Consider the following 13,997-nt stretch of genomic DNA (forward strand, 5'->3'; position numbering starts at 1 on the left):
GCGATGATCACCCCATGACCGAACGCAACGTCCTCGGCGGCGAGCTCGACCCCTGCGGCACGGATCCCGTCACCGGGTTCCACCGCGACGGCACCTGCACCGTCGGCCCGCAGGACGTCGGCCTGCACGCCGTGTGCGCGGTGATGACCGAGGAGTTCCTCGCCCACCAGCGCTCGGTGGGCAACGACCTCTCCACCCCGCGCCCGGAGTGGCACTTCCCGGGTCTCGTCCCGGGCGACCGGTGGTGCGTGGTCGCCGTCCGCTGGCTGCAGGCGTACGAGGCGGGGGTGGCCGCGCCGGTCGTGCTGTCGGCGACGTCGGAGCGTGCGCTCGACGTCGTGCCGCTCGAGGTGCTGCGGGCGCACTCGGTCGACGTGCCACCGGACCTGAGCGGGCTGCGCTGAGCTGACCCGGTTGTCCACAGATCCGGTCGCGGGGGTGTCGCCACCGCGGTCCGGTTCGTGAAGGTGGACGGGTGCGGATCAGTGTCGAGTGCGGCGGCTACGCCGAGGCGGCCGACGCCTGCCGGACGGCCAACCACGTGGCGGCGCTGCTCACTGAGTCGCTCGCCGGCAAGCTCGCGGCGTACGCCGGGATGGCGGGCGACGACGCCACCAGCAGCGACTTCGCCGCGGCGTACGACCCTGCCGCACGCGAAGCGGTGGCCACGCTGGCCGACCTGACCCACGCCCTGGTCGGGCTCGGACGGCTCGTCGACGCCAGCGGTCGCAACCATGACCGCGCCGAGGCGGCCGCCGCGGGCAGGACCAACGCCTACACAGGTCGCAGGCTCGACGAGGACTCGTTCGTCCGCGTATCCCCCGCACCCCCGCCGTCCAGTCTGGGCGGCTCGGTCGCCACCGGGCTCGGCGAGATCCACGCGTGGATCCTCGACCAGGTCGAGGGCTTCGTGTGGCCCGGCGCCGACGTCGGCCTGCTCCGTGACGCAGCCTCGGCGTGGCGGCGTACGAGCGGGTCGGTGGCCGACCTCACCGCCCACCTCGACGTCGTCACGCGCCTGCTCGAGCACCAGGTCTCCCCCGAGATCCCGCTCGCGCTCGCGGCGATCGCCGATCTCCGTTCGCTGGTCGAGGACACCGCCGACCAGCTGCTCGCGCTCGCCGACGCGTGCGAGGACTACGCCGGAGGCGTCGAGGGCACGCGCACCCGCACGCGCGCCCTGCTCACCGAGATCGGCCAGATGGTCGTCGAGGAGGTCGCCATCACCGCGATCGTCGCCGGCATCACCGGTGGACTCGGCGGTGGCGTGAAGGCGGCCGCGGCGCTCGCGCGCATCCGTGCCCAGGCCCCGCGATTCCACGCCCTGCTCACCTCGCTGCGCGCGGTCGTCGCGACTGGGGCAGCTCGGCTGCGGGCAGCGGAGGACCAGCTCGCGCGGGCTCGGGAGGGGTTCGATCGCTTCGTCCAGGCCCCGGTGCGGGATGAGCGCGGGGAGATGGTGCACCCGCTGGGCTGGCGTACGAACCAAAGAGCGCGGCTGGCAAGGATCGCGGAAACGATCGCAGACCCCAGGATCTTCGACCCGCACGACCTGCGAGGCATGCCCGCTGAGGACTTGGGCCGACTCCTGCGTGGCTGGCCATCATCGAGCAGTGCGCGTGGCGACGGCGTCCGCTTCAAGGATCCGGACCACTACGATCGCCAGATCAGGATCATGGACGGCTACGGCGACACGCGGCCCGACGCGTTGACCAGCGGTCCGTACGTCGTCGTCTCGCAGAACGGCACCAAGGTGAAGATCCCCCTCGAAGGGAACCCACTCCTATGACTGACCGCTCGCTCGTGGACCGCCTCCTCGACGAGGTGCAGGAGGAGTACGACTTCGACGGCGTGCTGCCCCTCTACATGTTCGCCTGGTCGCTCGCTGGCCTGGGTCTGGACCGCTCTGACCCGGCGTTCGCGGGCATCTGCCGAAAGGCGTACGACACGTTCGTCGAGCGGCATCCTGACCTTCAACTCGTATGGGTGCCGTGGCCCATCGACACTGCAACGGCCCGCGCAGCCGAGCCCGGTACTCCCATCGAGCTCGACGGGGATCCTGAAGCACCGGCGAATAGACCCCTGCTCGCGCTCGTAGGAGCAGAGGCGTCTTTCGCCGAACGCTGAGCTGGCGTGGTGCACCCAGATGGCAAGCCGCTACGCCACGACCCGCGGCCCCCACCAACCAGGAGGGCCGCGGGTCGCAGGGCTCAGGCCAGGACACCGCCGATCATCAGCACGCCGTCCGGGTCGTACGTCCGCCGGGTGCGCCGCAGCCGTGCGAGCGTCACCTCGTCGTACGCGTCGACGTACTCCTCGGGCGTGAAGGTGAAGTTCGGCAGCCGGTGACCACCCACCCAGGGCGCCATCGCGTCGAGGATCGCGGCGGCGTGGTCCTCCACGCCCGGGATCTCGGCGATGCCCACGATCAGCAGCGAGTACGCCGCGTCGCGTGAGGCGAAGGCGCTCGGGTGCTCGCCTGCCCGGGCGTACGCGCCGCCGAGCTGGCGCACCTCCACCAGGATCTGCGGTGACGCGAGCCCCGGTCCCGTCAACGCGAGCAGCGCGTCGGCCGCCTCGGCCGGGAAGTCGGCCAGCACGTGGCCGGCCTCGAAGGCCGGGGTCGGGTCGAGCGGGTCGGTGTGCACCGAGTCGATCGCCGTGTAGGGCTTGTCGGCCACGTGGTCGAGGATCACGGGCGCGGCCGCCCGCATCGCGGCGAACCAGCGCTCGCCCTCCTCGGCGGACCCGGTCCACACGTAGCGCACCGACAGCGTCAGCCGGCCGGCGAGCATCGGCGGCACCCCCTCCATCTCGGGCAGCTGGAGGAGCGCGAAGGACGTGGTGCCGGCCTCGGGCAGCTCCGCCGACCAGTCCCGCCAGGCGTCGATGACACCCGGCGCGTCCGCGCCGTCGAACCACAGCGAGCCGCCGTAGAACCGCGGCTGCTGCACCAGGTCGAACTCGATCGCCGTGACGATCCCGAGCATCCCCTTCGCACCGCGCAGGGCGAAGAACAGGTCCGGGTGCTCGGTCGGCGTGGCCCGCCGGAGCACGCCGTCGCCGGTGACGACCTCGATGGCGCGCACCCGGTCGATGGCGAGGCCGTAGGTGCGGGCCATCGGCCCGAGCCCGCCGCCGGTGGTGTAGCCGACGATGCCGACGTCGGTGATCGAACCCGAGAGCGGCGCCAGACCGTACGGCGCGGCGGCCTCGACGACCTTCAGCCACTTCACCCCGGCTCCGGCGCGGGCCCAGCCCTCCTCGGGGTGGATGACGACCTCGTCGAGCTCCTGGGTGGTGACCAGCAGCTCGGTGGTCAGGTCGGCCATCGGGCCGTGGCCGGTGGCCTGCGGGGTGACGCGGAGGCCGTGGCGGGCCGCGAACTGCACGGCTTCGACGACGTCCTGGGCGTCGTGTGCCGCGAGGACGGCCGCGGGCCGCACCGGGACGGCGAGGTTCCACGGCGAGACGAGGGCGTCGTACTTCTTCTCGCCGGGCACTGCGAGGGTGCCGATGGTGAGCGCGTCCAGCTCCGCGAACGGTACGGCTGCGGGGCTGGTCTGTGCGATGGTCATGCTTTCCTCCGTGTGGTGTCGTCGTTGACCACTCGAAGGTGCACCGGTGCACTTGCGGTGCACTTGGACCCGACTTGAGCCCGACCGGCGGAATCAGTCGTTCTGGGGTGCTTGAGGCCCCACGAACACTCCCTGCGGGTCCGCCGCACGACGGATCCGCAGCAAGCGGTCGTACGACTCCGCCGACCAGCCGCGCCGCGCGGCGGCCTCGTAGGCCATCGAGAGGTACGCCGCGCTGGAGGTCCAGGGCGCGAGCGAGTCGAGGATCCGCAGGGCGTCGGCGCGTACGGCGCTCCAGCCGGTGCCCACGTCGAGGCCGACGCCGAGCACGAGGAAGGAGCCGTCGAGGTGGTCCATCGCGCCGGCGCGGCGCGAGGGCCGCGCCAGTGCGCCGCCGAGCTGGCGCAGCTCGACGAAGAGCAGGTCGCTGCCCGACCCGGGACCGGCGGCGTCGACCAGGGCGTCGACCGCGTCCGCCGGCAGGCCGTTGACCAGCACGCTGTTGGCGTAGACCGCGGTGGGCTCCTGCGGGTCGAGCTGCAGGTGGGCGATGTCGGGTGCGGACATCTGCGTGAAGGTGTCGATCTCGGGCTTCAGCGCGCGCAGCGCCGCGATGGAGCGCGCCCCCGCATCGGCGTCGCCGAGCGCGACCGCGTCGATCATCACCAGCTTGCGACCGCTGAGCTGCGCCGGCAGCCACTCGCTCTCGGGCACCTGGAAGATCCGGGCCACGCTCGTCACCGACTCGGGCGCGTCCGCGGTCCACTCGCCCCAGGCGGTGAGCACGCGCCGGGCGTGGGTCCAGTCCCACGCGAGCATCCCGGCGTACGCCGTGCGCACCGGCAGCAGGTCGAACTCCAGTGACGTGACCACCCCGAAGCCGCCGCTGCCCCCGCGCGCCGCCCAGAGCAGGTCGGTGTCGTGGGCCTCGGTGGCGCGTACGAACGTGCCGTCTGCGAGCACCAGCTCGACCGCCGTGATGGCGCTGCACTGCAGGCCGTGCTGCCGGGCGTACCAGCTCACTCCCCCGCCGAGCGACGAGCCGACCACGCCCACCCCCGGGCTGGACATGTGCATCCCGGCGAGGCCGACCTTGCCGGCGCGGGAGACCACGTCACCCCACAGGACGCCAGCGTCGGCCCGGGCCGTACGGGTGGCGGCGTCGACGCGCAGGCCGGTCATCGCCGAGGTGCGCAGCAGGACGGCGTCGCCGAGCCGGCCCGCGAGCGGCGGGGCGCCGTGGCCCGTGCCCTGCGGCGCGACCCGGAGCCCCGCCGCAGCGGCGGCCTTGACGACCAGCGCGACCTCCTGCGGGTCGGCCGGATAGGCGACTGCCGCCGGGCGCTCGTCGACCTGGAGGTTCCACGGCATCCGCGCCTCGTCGTAGAGGGGGTCGCCGGGCAGGTGCACGGCACCGCCGGCCAGCCCGCGCAACGCCTCCGCGTGGTGCATCGTCACCGCCTCACTCCTGTGGGCGATCCAGCATGGTCGGTGCGACTTGAGGATGACTTGAGCCGCCGGTTCAGCCGCTCGACGAGCAGGGCGCGCTCGCCCGTGGGGACGTCGGCGTGGATGGCGTCGCGCACCAAAGGGTTCACGAAGTCGAGCGGGTGGCCGTCGAGGAGGATCTCGCTGCGGGCCAGGAGGTCGAGGGCCGCCGCGACGTCCTCCTCGGGGAGCTGCGCGAGGTCGGCGACGCTCAACAGGTCGGCCGTCGGCCCGAGCATCGCGACAGCGCGGGCGACCGTCGTCACGCCGGCGGGCATCCGGCGCAGGCGCAGCGTGACGAGCGAGGCGATCGCCCGCGAGCCGACCGCGCGGACGGTGTCGACGTGCGCCGCGTCCGGCGGGATGCCCTGGTCGGCGAGGGCGCGCAGCAGCTGGCGCAGAAGCAGCGGGTTGCCGGAGGTCATCCGGTGGCAGGTGGCCACGAACGTGTCCGCGCCCGGACCGAGCCGGTCGGCCACCAACGCGGCGGTGCCCTCCTCGGTGAGCGGCGCGGGGCGTACGACGGTCAGCGTCTCGTCGGCGACCAGCTCGGCGAGGTCGTCGGCCCGGTTCGGCTCGCCGGTGCGCATTGCCAGGACCACCAGCACCGGGAGACCCTCGAGCCGCCTGACCAGGTAGGCGAGGAACTGCAGCGACGCCTCGTCGCACCGCTGGACGTCGTCGACGCAGAGCACGAACGGCGCCTCCTCGGCGAGCTGTGTCGTCAGCTCGCAGAGCCCGCGCAGCACGGCGAAGCGCTCGTCGTGGCCCAACGCGTCCTCGGCGCCCGTGCCGAACAGCTGACGCACCACGCCCCACGCGAAGTCCTGCTCGAGCGCGCTGCTGCGCGCCGACCGCACCCACACGCCGGCGGCGACGGCGAGCGTGCGGACCTCGTCGAGCAGGCGGGTCTTGCCGATACCGGCAGGGCCCTCGACGAGCAGGCAGCCGGACGTGCCGTCGGCGAGCTCGTCGAGCCGGGTGCGGAGGAGCGCCAACTCGCGGTCCCGGTCGACGAGCCCGTCGGGCGTACGGGGCCTCGGGACGAGCGCCACCGGAGCGGTGCTCAGTGCCGGCCTGGGACCGTCGAGGTCCGGTGACTGGGCGAGCACCTCCGCCTCCAGCGCGCGCAGCGCCGGACCCGGGGTCCACGCCCAGCTCCTCGGCGAGCACCGCCCGCGCTCTTCTCAGCGCTTCGAGGGCGGCGGCCTGGCGGTGCGCCCGGTAGAGCGCAAGGGTCAGGAGCCGCCAGCGCTCCTCGCGCAGCGGGTCCTCCTTGACCAGCGCCTCGAGGTCGCCGATGACGAGCGGGGCCTCGCCGAGCTCGAGCCGCGTCGCGAGCAGCCGCTCGCGGGCGAGCCCGCGCAGCTCGGTGAGCCGGGCGACCTCGACCTCGGCCCACGCCTACCCGGCATAGTCGGCGTACGCCGGACCGCGCCACGATCGCAGCGCGGCCTCCAGCGTGCAGACCGCGTCCCCCGGCGCCTGGCCCGCGGCCGCCTCGACCGCCGCCTCGAAGGCCCACGCGTCGACCGCATCCCCCGGGAGCCGGAGCACGTAGCCCGGCCCCGCCCGGGCGATCACACCCGCGCGCTGGCGGGCGGCCGCGTCAGGCTCGAGCCGTCGACGCAGGTGACTGACGTACGCCTGCAGCGCGCCGGTCGCGTTGGCCGGCGGGTGGTCGCCCCAGACGCACTCGACGAGGTGGTCGGCCGGCACCACCTGCCCACGCTGCATCGCCAGCGCCGCCAGCACGGCACGCTGACGGCGCCCGCCGAGATCCACGGCCACGCCGTCCCGCGTGGCCGTGAGCTCGCCGAGCACGTGGAGCTCGAGATCCGGCTGTCCGTCCACCCCATTCCTCGCGTAGGGCCTTCGTCGAGAGTAGGACGTCCCGAGGCCGAGCGCTGCCCCGATTTCGGGCACGCGCCCGCTGCTGGTCGAGGGGGGCACCGCTCGCTGGTCGAGGAGGGCACTGCTCGCTGGTCGAGTAGCCCGCGAGGGACGAGCGGGCGTATCGAGACCCCATCAAGCCACCCCCAAGTCGCCGTCAAGCCACCCGGGGCACGGTCGGGTCCTCGACCCAACACCCAGGAGCACACCGATGAACCGCATCGCCCAGAGCCTCACCCTGACCGTCGCCGCTCTCGCAGTGACCGCGGCGGCCTCCCCCGCCGTCGCCGCAACCAAACCGCTGGTCGACCTGCGGGGCGCCGACCTCGGCACGCACGCGGTCGACGCCGCGGGCACCGCCCACCTCGCCGGCTCGGTGACCGGCAAGCCGTTCGACGGCACGTACGTCGCCACGCTGGCCGCCGACGACGGGTCGTTGCCGGCACCCGGCTCGTGCGAGCCCGCCGCCGGCACCCTCGACGTGACCTCCGAGAAGCGCTTCCTGCGGCTCGACGCGGTCGGCGAGGTGTGCGGAGAGTTCACCGACGCCACCTACGTGGTGACGCACCGGTTCGTCGGCCGCTACGTCGTGACTGATGCCACCACCCGCAGGCTGCGCGGCACCGACGGCTGGATCTTGCTGATCCTGGCCACCCAGGGGCGCGCCACCGTGGAGGCGTACGACTCCTGAGTGCTCCCGGCGACATGGCCCCTCCCCGTGGGACGAAGGGCCCTGCCCCGGGCCGTTCCCCCCGACCTGGCGCGAGAGCGGATCGACGTGGACGTCGGAGCGGAAGTTTGAGCGAAGGGAGCGCGAGGCCGGCGTTCGCCGTCTACCACGGGCTCGAGGCGTTGGGCGCCTGACGCCCGGGTCGCGATCCGGTCGGCCTACGTCCGTCTGGCGAAGGTGACCTTGTTGTCGGCGTGGGTGGTCTTCGCGTAGCGGGAGTCGTGGGCCAGGCGGTGATGTCGTGGGCAGAGCAGTCGCCCGTTGGCCAGGTCGGTCAGCCCGCCACGTGACCAGGGGTCGTCGTGGTGGGCATGACAGCCGGACGCCGAGGTCTCGCAGCCCGTGGCGGTGCAGCCGCCGTCGCGCAGACCGAGCGCGATGCGCTGGGCCTTGGTGAACAACCGCCGCGTCCGTCCCAGGTCGAGGACCTGGGACTCGGTGCCGAGGACCACGGGGATGATCCCTGCCTCGCACGCCAGCCGACGCGCCTGGCCCGCGGACATGCGCGTGCCGTCGTCCAGCAGAGCCGTGACGTTGTCCGCGAGCAGCTGCTCCAGCGTCATGGTCACCACCACGGTGGCGTTGACGCCCGCGGTCTGCGGGGTGTGGTCCTCGGGGTAGCGCTCGACGTACTCCACCAGCGCCTCACCCAACCTGCGCCGCAACGGCTTCCAGCCGCCGGCCTCGCCCCTGAGCTCGGCCTCGGTGTGACGCGCCGGGTTCGCCAGCGCCAGCAGGTGGCGCGTGAGGATCTTCCCCACGTGCGAGGGCACGACGAACCGACCATGGCACCGGCCCGCGCCGTCGTCGACCAGGACCAGCTCCACGCCCGCGTCGGCGCGTGCCTCCTCACCCGCCAGCACCGCCGCCTCGTGGCACTCCCCGACCTCGGGGGCGACCAGGTCCAGGATGCGTTTCCCGATCTGCTTCAGCTCACGCGCATCGTGCTCGCGCGCGAGCGCCAGCAACGTGTTCTCCGCCCGCCACCGCGTCTCGGCCTCGACACGTACCGGGAGCGCGTCGACCGCCTCGACCACCGCTCGCGCCTGCTCGGTCCGCAACGCCCCGGAGGACAACGCCGACGCCACGCCCGGGTGCGCCTCCAACGCCCGGCCCAACGCCAGGTCACGGCGTGCCTCGCGCCGCGTCGTACGCGTCTGCACCGCCAGCCACGCCGCCACGTCACGCAGCCCATGCGCCTCGCCCACGTCGTCCGAGGCAGCCAGCACCCGAGCCGTCAGCGCATCCAGCTGCGAGCGGGCCTCGGCCAGCGCGACCAGCGCGGACTCCTTCTCCGCGATGCCCATGAACGCCGGCTCCACGCCGCGAGCAGCCTTCAACGCCGCGGAGATGTCAGCGGCACACTCGATGATCGGATGCATGGGCCACCTCCTCGGCACGCGTCACGGACACCCACCCTGTTCCGGGGTGATGCGGTGAGACGTGCCGGCCCATTCGCCACGGTCGCCACCCGAGAGCTCGCCTTGTCGACGGCACCCCGCCAGCACCAGGACGGGTTCTATGGATGACTGTCCCGACCCCCAGATCCCCGTCGCCTCAGACGAGACCCTTTCCGGATCGGCGTGCTGCACTTATCGTACACCTGTTCGGCCGATCGGACCATCACAATTTCGGGGCTGTGGACTGACGCTGGCCACTCCGCCGGTCGAGGAGGGACGAAGTCCCATCACGAGACCCACACCCCACTCGCTCCCGCCTCTGTGGGGGTGGTCCACCGGCGCGGACAGGGGGACCGTGGAGCCATGGCTGTGACGAGCTTCCAGGACCTGCCCCTCGCCGACCGCGACCACGACTGGGACGGCGACGCCGCCGAGAAGCGGGTGCGCGAGTGGGCCGGCGCCGAGGACGAACCCAACGAGAAGTACCGCGAAGCCCACGTCTGGTACGACGCGGACAAGAAGGACAACTTCACCGCCTACAAGCTGTTGATCGCCGACGTCGTCGACGGCCGGCTGCGCGCGGTGCCGCGCGGGGTGATGGCCGCGGGCAACGTCATGGTCGGCGGGCGCGGTGGCGTGGACCTGCCGTCGAAGGACGTCGATCGCGTCAAGAGCCACCTCGCGAAGTACTACGCGAAGATGGGCGACGAGGCGCCCTGGGAGCGGGATTGACGGCACACACGTGGTCGAGCCGGCTGATCCGTCCGGCAGGATGCGGCCGTGCGCATCGGGACCTGGAACCTCGCCGGCCGGTGGTCGGACGACCACCGGAACGTGCTCCTCGAGGCTGACTGCGACGTCTGGCTGCTGACGGAGGTCGACGAGCGGACGAGCCTGCCCGGCTTCGCGATGCACCTCTCAGCCGCAACGATGGCAGCGCGCCGGCGCTGGGCAGCGGTCGCCAGCCGCGTGCCGATGGCCTCGAGTCCTGACCCGCACCGGGCGAGCGTGGCGGCGCAGGTCGGTGCGACGACATACGTCAGCTCGGTGCTGCCGTGGCGAGCCGCCCGATCGGGTCCGGTGTGGGTTGGCGAGCGTCACGCCGGCAGGACGCAGAACGCGGTGGACGAGCTGACCCTGCGGCTGCGCGCCGCTCCGTCCGTGGTGTGGGGCGGCGACTGGAACCACGCGCTGCTCGGCAAGGAGTACGCGGGCTCGAAGGCCGGCCGAGCCTCGGTCACGGCTGCCCTCGACGAGCTCGGTCTGGTCGTGCCGACGACCGAGCTGCCGCACGCCATCGACGGCCTGCTCAGCATCGACCACGTCGCCGTACCTGCCGGTTGGTCCGCGACCGCGCGGCGGATCGTCGCGGAGAGCGACGGCAGGCGCCTGTCCGACCATGACGCGTACGTCGTCGACGCTCAGGAGGCATGAGCGGTGCCCGACCCGCACACGCTCACCGTGCCCCCGCTGCGCATCCACCAGCGGGAGGCGCTCGCGGCACTCGCCGGCGCCTGGGACGACGCGGAACACCCGCGGGCCTGGGTCGTCCTGCCGCCCGGAGCGGGCAAGACGCGCGTCGGCCTGGAGGCCGTCGCCGCCGAGCTCCGGGCACACCCCGACACGCGGGCCGTCGTGCTCGCCCCCAACACCGCCATCCAGTCGCAGTGGATCGCCGAGGCCCAGACGTTGGGGCTCGACGCTAGTGACGACAAGTCCCTCGCCAGCCCGCTGACCTGCCTGACCTACCAGTCCCTGGCCGTTTTCGACTCCGAGGCCGCGGACGACGACGACTCCACGACCACGGTCGTCGACCGGCTCCACCCCAACGGCGTCGCCCTCTTCGACCGGATCCGCGCAGAGCCTCGCCTGGTGCTCGTCCTCGACGAGTGCCACCACCTGCTCGAGGTGTGGGGGCGCCTGCTCGCCGAGCTGCTCGAAGCAGTCGACCGCGCCCACGTCCTGGCGCTCACCGCCACCCCGCCCGAGAGCCTCGCCGGCGAGCAGCGCGCCCTCGTCGACCAGCTCTTCGGGTCCATCCGCTACCGCGTCTCGGTGCCGGCGGTGGTCAAGGAGGGGCACCTCGCGCCGTTCGACGAGCTCGTCTGGCTGACCACCCCCACCCCGACCGAGGAGGACTGGCTCACCAGCGAGGCGCTGCGCTTCACCGAGCTCACCACCCTGCTCACCACCCCGGGCTTCGGGTCGGTCGGGTTCTACGAGTGGCTCACCGCCCGGTTCGTCGAGCCGGTCCCTGCCACGACAACCTGGGCTGCGCTCGCCGAGCGGGAGCCCGACCTCTGCGACTCCGCCCTGCGCATGCACCACGCGGGCCTGCTCGCCCTGCCCGTCGGCGCCCGGCTGCGCGAGGAGCACCGGCACGCGCCGTCGGCCGAGGACTGGGTCCGGCTCCTCGGGGACTGGCTGCTCCACCACGTCGCCGAGTCCGACAACCCGGCCGACGCCGAGGTGCTCGCGGTGGTAAAGGCCGCGCTGCCGTCCGTGGGCTACCAGTGGACCCGCCGCGGCGTACGCCGTGGGCGCTCCACCGTCGAGCGCGTGCTGGCCCGGTCATACGCCAAGCCCGGGGCGGCCGCGCAAATCATCGCTGCCGAGCACGCCGCCATCGGCGAGCGGACCCGGGCGCTGGTGCTGTGCGACCACGAGCGCGCGTCCGCGACCGTGCCGGTCACCCTCGCCGGGGTCCTCGACGCCGAGGCCGGCTCGGCGCTCGCGGCGCTGGATGCCCTGCTGGCCGACCCTGACACCGCCCTCCTCCACCCGATGCTGGTCACCGGGTCCGTCGTCGCCGCGTCGGAAGCGACGCTGCGCGATCTCGTCGCCTTCGTCGCCGACCGCGACCTCGACCTGGCCGCGAAGCTGGTCATCGAGGCCGGCGCCGGTGCTGTCTCGACGTGCACGTCCGGGTGGACCTCGCGCACCTGGGTCGGCCACGTCACCGCGTTCTTCGAGGCCGGCCGGACCCAGGTCCTCGTCGGCACCCGCGGCCTCCTCGGCGAGGGGTGGAACGCCCGCGGCGTCTCCACCCTCATCGACCTGACCACCGCGACCACCCTGACGGCTGTCGTCCAGACGCGCGGCCGGGCGCTGCGCACCGACCCGACCTGGCCGGACAAGGTCGCCACCAACTGGACGGTCGTGTGCGTCTCGGAGGCTCACCTCAAGGGCGACAACGACTGGTTCCGGCTGGTGCGCAAGCACCAGGGCTTCCACGGCGTGGACGCCGACGGCGACATCGTCGACGGGGTCGCCCATATCGAAGCGTCCTTCTCCCCGTACGCGCCACCGCCGGTCGCGTCCTTCGACGCGCTCAACGCCCGCATGCTCGTCGCTGCCGCCGACCGCGACGCCATCCGCGAGGCGTGGGCGGTCGGCGAACCCTACGAAGACGTCACCCTGACAGCGCTGCGCGTCAGGCCTGCCACTTCGCCCGTGGTCGTGCCGCCGGACGAGGTCGTGGCGCTGACGCCTGCCCCGCCGACGTGGCGGCTGGCTTCGGACGGGATGACCACCGACAGCCCGGTGCCGGCGACGAGCTGGCGTACGCCGCTGGCGCTGGCCGCGGGGACAGCCGGCGTCGGCGGCGCGACCACCTTCGTTGGGCCGTGGGCGGTTGCGGCTGCCGGCACCGTTGGCGTCTTGGCCACCCTCGGCCAGGCCGCCGTCACCGGTCGCGACCACGCCGACACCCTCACGCAATGGGTGCGCTCACAGCTCGCTCTGACGACGGGCGTCCCGCCGCTCGAGGCGGTCGCCGCCGCCGTCGCGGACGGCCTCGCGGCGGCCGGGCTGACCAGTGTGGGCGCGCCCGGCCTCGCCGTAGACGTCCATCCCGGCGGGGAGTACCGCTTCCGTCTCGTCGGCACGGAGACCGACGCCGAGGTCTTCGCGGTCGCGTTCGACGAGGCGATCGGACCGGTCGGCGCACCGCGCTACATCGTGTCCCGCTTCACCGACGCGCAGGCCCCGGACGACCCCATCCGTACGCGCGCCGGCGCCCGCAAGGCGTTACAGGCTGCACGCGCGAGCGCGGAGGCGTGGCACCCGGTGCCCACCGTCCTCGGCCGCAACGCCACCAGCGCCAACCACTACCTCGCAGCCTGGCGTCGGTGGGTCGGCGAGGGCCGCCTGCTCGCCGCAGCGAAGCCGGAGGGAGCCGGCATCGTGGCCGCGGTGTCGGGCGAGGACCCGTTCGCGGCGACCACCGTGATGCGGCGCCACTGGTCCTGACCGCACCTCGGGTGGCGCGCTCGGCGGCACGGTGCCTAGACCGTGACGATCGCCAGCGTCGGATCCAGCAGCGCGATGTCGTCCGGGTCCGACGTCAGCACGGCCAAGTCGCGACGTCGCGCGTGCAGGGCGACGTGCCCGTCCACCACGTCGGCGACGCCGACCGCTCCGCACAGGACTCCGACGGCGCGCGCCATCTCAGCATCGAGGTCGACCAGGACGACATCGCTCGCGCCGAGCAGGCGCGCGAGCCGCGCCTGCCGCGAACCGTCGCGCCACACCTGAGCGATGACGGGGGTGGGGATCTCCACCGCCCCACCGGCGGCGATCACGCGGTCGAGCAGGTGGACCACCCGCGCCTGCCCACGGTCGAGGGCGATGAGGGCGCCCGCGTCCAGGCAGAAGCCGCGGGTCACGGCTCCAGCTGCGCTGCGGCGAGCGCGTCCCGCACCCACGCCTCGTCCGCGGCCGTCAGCGGCCCGGCCTCCGAGCGCCACTCAGCCAACACCTCGGCCACGGACTCGCGCTCGGCCTTCTCCCGCATCGCACTCGCGACGTACGCCGACACCGAGCTCGCTCGACCGGCAGCCACCGCGGCGGCCGCGGACGCGACGAGGTCGTCCGGCAGGCTGACCGTGATGCGAGCGCTCATACTTT

The 13,997-nt window shown here is 73.3% G+C and carries 14 protein-coding genes and 1 pseudogene; 7 read left to right on the forward strand and 8 right to left on the reverse strand.

From position 1 onward, the window contains the following. Positions 1–14 precede the first annotated feature (14 nt). The 3 genes from IE200_RS17025 (at position 15) to IE200_RS17035 (ending at position 2,127) form a co-directional block, all read left to right on the forward strand. Positions 15–404, forward strand: coding sequence for a DUF2237 family protein (locus IE200_RS17025; protein WP_191280682.1), 390 nt, complete (start codon positions 15–17; stop codon positions 402–404). Between the two features lie 71 nt (positions 405–475). Next, a complete protein-coding gene (locus tag IE200_RS17030) occupies positions 476–1,789 on the forward strand; it encodes a hypothetical protein (protein ID WP_191280683.1) in 1,314 nt (437 codons plus the stop codon). 14 nt (positions 1,790–1,803) lie between these two features. After that, complete coding sequence (locus IE200_RS17035; RefSeq protein ID WP_191280684.1) at positions 1,804–2,127, forward strand: hypothetical protein; 324 nt, start codon at positions 1,804–1,806, stop codon at positions 2,125–2,127. 83 nt (positions 2,128–2,210) lie between these two features. On the opposite strand, the gene IE200_RS17040 is transcribed toward IE200_RS17035, so the two are convergent. The 5 genes and pseudogenes from IE200_RS17040 to IE200_RS17060 all read right to left on the reverse strand — a co-directional run bounded on the left by IE200_RS17040 (position 2,211) and on the right by IE200_RS17060 (position 6,920). After that, entirely contained in the window at positions 2,211–3,578 is a 1,368-nt protein-coding gene (locus IE200_RS17040; RefSeq protein WP_191280685.1) for an FAD-binding oxidoreductase, read from the reverse strand. A 93-nt stretch (positions 3,579–3,671) separates the two neighbouring features. Next, positions 3,672–5,030: an FAD-binding oxidoreductase gene (locus IE200_RS17045; RefSeq protein ID WP_191280716.1), complete on the reverse strand. Its 1,359-nt coding sequence runs from the start codon at positions 5,028–5,030 to the stop codon at positions 3,672–3,674. A gap of 2 nt (positions 5,031–5,032) precedes the next feature. Then, positions 5,033–6,121, reverse strand: coding sequence for an AAA family ATPase (locus tag IE200_RS17050; protein WP_229856713.1), 1,089 nt, complete (start codon positions 6,119–6,121; stop codon positions 5,033–5,035). A gap of 91 nt (positions 6,122–6,212) precedes the next feature. Next, positions 6,213–6,455, reverse strand: a pseudogene (locus IE200_RS21230) (BTAD domain-containing putative transcriptional regulator); the annotation flags it as partial. A 15-nt stretch (positions 6,456–6,470) separates the two neighbouring features. Beyond that, positions 6,471–6,920 (reverse strand): AfsR/SARP family transcriptional regulator, encoded by a 450-nt coding sequence (locus IE200_RS17060; RefSeq protein ID WP_191280687.1) that lies wholly within the window; start codon positions 6,918–6,920, stop codon positions 6,471–6,473. 250 nt (positions 6,921–7,170) lie between these two features. On the opposite strand from IE200_RS17060, the gene IE200_RS17065 reads away from it, so the two are divergent. After that, complete coding sequence (locus IE200_RS17065) at positions 7,171–7,650, forward strand: hypothetical protein (RefSeq protein WP_191280688.1); 480 nt, start codon at positions 7,171–7,173, stop codon at positions 7,648–7,650. A 197-nt stretch (positions 7,651–7,847) separates the two neighbouring features. Here IE200_RS17065 and IE200_RS17070 read toward each other — a convergent pair whose 3' ends face one another. Beyond that, positions 7,848–9,071, reverse strand: coding sequence for an HNH endonuclease signature motif containing protein (locus IE200_RS17070; RefSeq protein WP_191280689.1), 1,224 nt, complete (start codon positions 9,069–9,071; stop codon positions 7,848–7,850). 381 nt (positions 9,072–9,452) lie between these two features. Here IE200_RS17070 and IE200_RS17075 point away from each other — a divergent pair, with 381 nt between their 5' ends. From IE200_RS17075 to IE200_RS17085, 3 genes are read left to right on the forward strand one after another with little or no spacing between them, the layout of a single operon-like run. Further along, positions 9,453–9,821 (forward strand): hypothetical protein, encoded by a 369-nt coding sequence (locus IE200_RS17075; RefSeq protein ID WP_191280690.1) that lies wholly within the window; start codon positions 9,453–9,455, stop codon positions 9,819–9,821. 48 nt (positions 9,822–9,869) lie between these two features. Then, on the forward strand, positions 9,870–10,523 hold the full coding sequence (locus tag IE200_RS17080) for an endonuclease/exonuclease/phosphatase family protein (protein WP_191280691.1): 654 nt from the start codon (positions 9,870–9,872) through the stop codon (positions 10,521–10,523). 3 nt (positions 10,524–10,526) lie between these two features. Continuing rightward, a complete protein-coding gene (locus IE200_RS17085) occupies positions 10,527–13,340 on the forward strand; it encodes a DEAD/DEAH box helicase (protein WP_229856715.1) in 2,814 nt (937 codons plus the stop codon). A gap of 35 nt (positions 13,341–13,375) precedes the next feature. Here the strand turns inward: IE200_RS17085 and IE200_RS17090 are convergent, their stop codons facing one another. Both IE200_RS17090 and IE200_RS21060 read right to left on the reverse strand, forming a co-directional pair. Continuing rightward, positions 13,376–13,756 carry a PIN domain-containing protein gene (locus IE200_RS17090; RefSeq protein ID WP_191280692.1) on the reverse strand — a complete coding sequence of 127 codons (381 nt, stop codon included), beginning with the start codon at positions 13,754–13,756 and terminating at the stop codon, positions 13,376–13,378. After that, on the reverse strand, positions 13,753–13,992 hold the full coding sequence (locus tag IE200_RS21060) for a toxin-antitoxin system antitoxin subunit (protein ID WP_191280693.1): 240 nt from the start codon (positions 13,990–13,992) through the stop codon (positions 13,753–13,755). The genes IE200_RS17090 and IE200_RS21060 overlap by 4 nt, the downstream gene beginning before the upstream one ends. Positions 13,993–13,997 lie beyond the last annotated feature (5 nt).

It is taken from the genome of Nocardioides flavus (ex Wang et al. 2016) (genome assembly GCF_014653115.1).
Taxonomy (GTDB): Bacteria; Actinomycetota; Actinomycetes; order Propionibacteriales; family Nocardioidaceae; genus Nocardioides; species Nocardioides flavus.

Bases quoted from the DNA above. Each gene is read 5' to 3' on its own strand.
- IE200_RS17025 (WP_191280682.1), top strand. From the start codon at position 15: ATGACCGAACGCAACGTCCTCGGCGGCGAGCTCGACCCCTGCGGCACG.
- IE200_RS17040 (WP_191280685.1), bottom strand. From the start codon at position 3,578: ATGACCATCGCACAGACCAGCCCCGCAGCCGTACCGTTCGCGGAGCTG.
- IE200_RS17045 (WP_191280716.1), bottom strand. From the start codon at position 5,030: ATGCACCACGCGGAGGCGTTGCGCGGGCTGGCCGGCGGTGCCGTGCAC.
- IE200_RS17065 (WP_191280688.1), top strand. From the start codon at position 7,171: ATGAACCGCATCGCCCAGAGCCTCACCCTGACCGTCGCCGCTCTCGCA.
- IE200_RS17070 (WP_191280689.1), bottom strand. From the start codon at position 9,071: ATGCATCCGATCATCGAGTGTGCCGCTGACATCTCCGCGGCGTTGAAG.
- IE200_RS17075 (WP_191280690.1), top strand. From the start codon at position 9,453: ATGGCTGTGACGAGCTTCCAGGACCTGCCCCTCGCCGACCGCGACCAC.
- IE200_RS21060 (WP_191280693.1), bottom strand. From the start codon at position 13,992: ATGAGCGCTCGCATCACGGTCAGCCTGCCGGACGACCTCGTCGCGTCC.